This is a genomic window from uncultured Intestinibacter sp. (assembly GCF_902468165.1).
Classification (GTDB): Bacteria; Bacillota; Clostridia; order Peptostreptococcales; family Peptostreptococcaceae; genus Intestinibacter.
The window spans coordinates 1-3,681 of the sequence record NZ_CABQXJ010000126.1; the positions used below are offsets into that span (position 1 = coordinate 1).

3 protein-coding genes are annotated in these 3,681 nt (G+C 22.2%); all 3 read left to right on the forward strand.

Features of this window, described 5'->3' with window-relative positions; translation table 11 throughout:
- Nucleotides 1-44 precede the first annotated feature (44 nt).
- Complete coding sequence (gene sigK, locus RDX53_RS13855) at nucleotides 45-695, forward strand: RNA polymerase sporulation sigma factor SigK (RefSeq protein ID WP_307994351.1); 651 nt, start codon at nucleotides 45-47, stop codon at nucleotides 693-695.
- A 253-nt stretch (nucleotides 696-948) separates the two neighbouring features.
- Nucleotides 949-3,216: a sensor histidine kinase gene (locus RDX53_RS13860; protein ID WP_307994352.1), complete on the forward strand. Its 2,268-nt coding sequence runs from the start codon at nucleotides 949-951 to the stop codon at nucleotides 3,214-3,216.
- A gap of 48 nt (nucleotides 3,217-3,264) precedes the next feature.
- Nucleotides 3,265-3,681: hypothetical protein (locus tag RDX53_RS13865; RefSeq protein WP_307994353.1), on the forward strand; the 417-nt coding region annotated here is incomplete at its 3' end.

A 3,681-nucleotide genomic window follows, 5' to 3' on the forward strand; every position in this document is an offset into this window, starting at 1 on the left:
ATCATATAATTTAGAGTGACAGCTAAATAAGGGGGTGGCAGATTATGACTGCTATTAAATCATTTGAAAAACCATTAACCCCTGAAGAAGAAGTATATTATTTAAATTTATTAAAAAATGAGAATAATAAAGAAGCTAAGGAAGTTTTAGTTGAAAGAAATATGAGATTAGTAGCTCATATTTCTAAAAAATATAATAATTCTAGTGAAGAGTTAGATGATTTGATATCCATAGGGACTATAGGTCTTATTAAAGCAATAGATACATTTAATGTAGACAAAGGAATAAGGCTTGCTACTTATGCTTCAAAATGTATAGAGAATGAAATTTTAATGAATATAAGAAGTAATAAAAAAAACAAGATGCAGGTATCATTACAAGATCCAATAGGAGTAGACAAAGAAGGAAATGCAATAAGTTTAATAGATATATTAGGAACTGACGTAGATTATATAGTAGATAAAGTAGAACTAAAAATGAAAATAAGTAAACTTTATGAAAAGATAGAACAAATTTTAACTGAAAGAGAAAATGAAATAATCAAACTAAGATACGGACTTACACCGCATGGCTATAAGACACAAAGAGAAATAGCTCAAAAATTAAATATATCTAGATCTTATGTATCTAGAATTGAAAAAAAAGCATTGAAAAAATTGAAAAAAGAATTAAAAATAGAAAAAAGCCTTATTTAAGGCTTTTTTTGTCGCACATTATTTATACTTACAGTTCATAAAATGACAAATTATTTATATTTAATATGCTAATATTAAGTATACAAACAAAGTACAACAGTAAACGCTGAAGTATATTGGAAAAAATTATTTTTTAATTAAGATTTACGTAAATATGTTTAAGTTTATGTAATATATTAAATGATAAATGGGGGATAGATTATGAACACATCAGATAAAAATTAATTTTGTAATAACTACTACTATAATTATAATGTCTGTATTTATTTATTATTTAAAAAGAGAATTACATTACATATGCTTTGCAATGGTATATTTTATCGAGTCAATATTATTTATAAATCTAGCTGTAAATGGTCTATTTAATAATTATGGTATTAGTTTAGGATATTTATTTGTAATAAAAATACTATGTCTCGTAATTAATAGAAATTCTTTAGAGTCAAATAGCTTTAAGAAGATTTTATTGATAGTAATAAACTCGACTGGATTATTTTTGATAAGCTATAGTACTATGATTAGTTTAGTTTTAGATATAGCAGTAAACTTAATAACTTTGTATATATATGGATACAAGATTTTTGCAAAGGTAAATAACGAATTCTCATATATTAAAGTAAAAGCAAAGATGAATGAAGGATATATACAGAGCTTAATTAAAGAGATACAAAGCGAAGTTGATAATAATGATAAATTAGATAAAAAAGAAGAACAATTAAATAATATATTTGACATTTCTTTATCAAAATGCAAATTTCCAATATTAATTTTAGAAAATAATATCGTAAAGTACACAAATAATAAATTTAATAAACTATTCAAAGAAAGAGATTTTGATAAATTACATGTAGAAAGTTTTTTTAGAAAAAGCTTTTATAACCCAAAAGAAATTATTGATACTATAAACTCACAAGAAAGAGTTTTAGATATGAATATAAACTCAATCAAAGGACAAGCCTACTTATTAAATGCAGTAGAACTAATAAACCAAAACAAAAAATTCAAGGTTGTTCAGTTTTGTAATTTAAAAAGCACTTATAAAGAAAAAGAAAAAATAACATTTAATGAAAATAGCTATAAAAAACTAATTGAAGTTATGGATGATGGCATTCTTATTATTAATAAAGATAAGATTGACTATATAAGCAGTAAAGTAAAAGACATATTAAGCATAAAAGATAAGATATATTCAATAGAAGATTTACTACCGTATATATCGATTGTGGAAAGAGATAAATTTATAAAAAATATCTCATCAAATAAACTCAATAAAGAAAATAGTATATGGTATACAAAAACTTATAAAAATAAAAGTTTAAAAGTATCACAGAGCTTATTAAATATTGATAATAAAGAATTAAAATTAATAATATTTTCTGATATAACACAAAGTCAACAACTCATGGAGGATATAGAAGAAAGAGAGACAATATACAGAGTATTATTAGAAACACTTCCAGATGGTATTGTCATAATGGACAAAACTACTCAAAAATATATTTATAAAAATAAATATATGATAGAGCAATTTAAAAAAATAGGGATAGATAAATTTAATAATATTGTAGATGAATATCTGCATTCAGTTGATTTTGATAATGAAAAAATAATTAATTTAAATAAAAAAGAAAATGCATCCATAGTTATAACAGATATAAAAAGTGAAAATGTATATATTATTGTTTTTAAAATTTTAGAAAATAATCAAAAGATACAAGATATAAGAGAAAGATTGAAAAAAACACAGCAAACTGAAGAATTTAAAACACAATTTTGCATAGATGTAGTCGATAAAATAGAAAATCCAGTCGATAATATGTTATATGAAAACACAATTATGAAAAAGAATGTGAACTCTCAAATAATAAAAAACCATGTTGATTTAGTAAGAAAAAATTTATATAGATTAAAAAAAGTTTTGGATAATATAAATGACATAATGGATATAGAAAATCTTTCATACGATTTGAATTATGTTGTATTTGATGTTGTCAAATTGCTAAAAGATATATCGATACTATCTAAATACTATATAGACAGAAAATATCTAAATTTAGAATTAGAATTTAGTGATGATGAAATATTAGTTTATCTAGATAGTGTAAAATTACAAAAGATTATATTAAATATCTTATCTAATGCGATAAAATTTACTGATAAAAGTGGAAAAATAAAAATATCAGTAGAGAAAAAAATAGATTTTATAGTAATTAGCATAAAAGATAGTGGAATTGGTATACCAAAAGACCAAATGAATTTTATATTTGAAAATTTTGAACAAATAGATAGAGGTCTATCTAGATTGGCAGAAGGTATGGGTATGGGGCTTTATTTAGTAAAGCAGCTAGCTGAAATACAAGATCTCTATTTAAATGTAGATAGTGAGTTAAATAAAGGCAGTGAATTTAAAATATTAATAAGAAATACAGAAAATTCTTTCTTAAAAAATAAATATAAAAAAGATATCTGTATAAAAAAAGAATTTGTAGATATACAATTTGCAGATATATACCCAGCATAAATATATGTAACTATATATTGTTCATAGCTGAAATAGGGAGGGAGAAATATGGTGATTCATTGTATAAAAATATTTACTATTGCTATATGCATATGTTGTTTGATTATAAATAGATTTACTTTAGTTAAAAAAAATAAAAAAGTAATAAAGTTTAGGATGATACTTCTTACTACATTTCTTATATTACAGATAACTAGCATTTTATTCAAATATTTTAAAATCAACAAAGATATAGTCGATATATACAGCAGCATAGTTGTATTTTTTATAATAATAAATTATTTTAAGAAACAACAATTTATCAAAAAACAAATAATAGGAGTTTATATATTTTTTATTTTAGTTGATTTGATTTTGAGAGTACAACAAAGAAGTTTATATATGAATAACTTATTAGATATGGTAATTTTAGTTTTAGTATTTAGTAAAAGTGCAAAACTATATTATAAAAATGTATATAGCAGA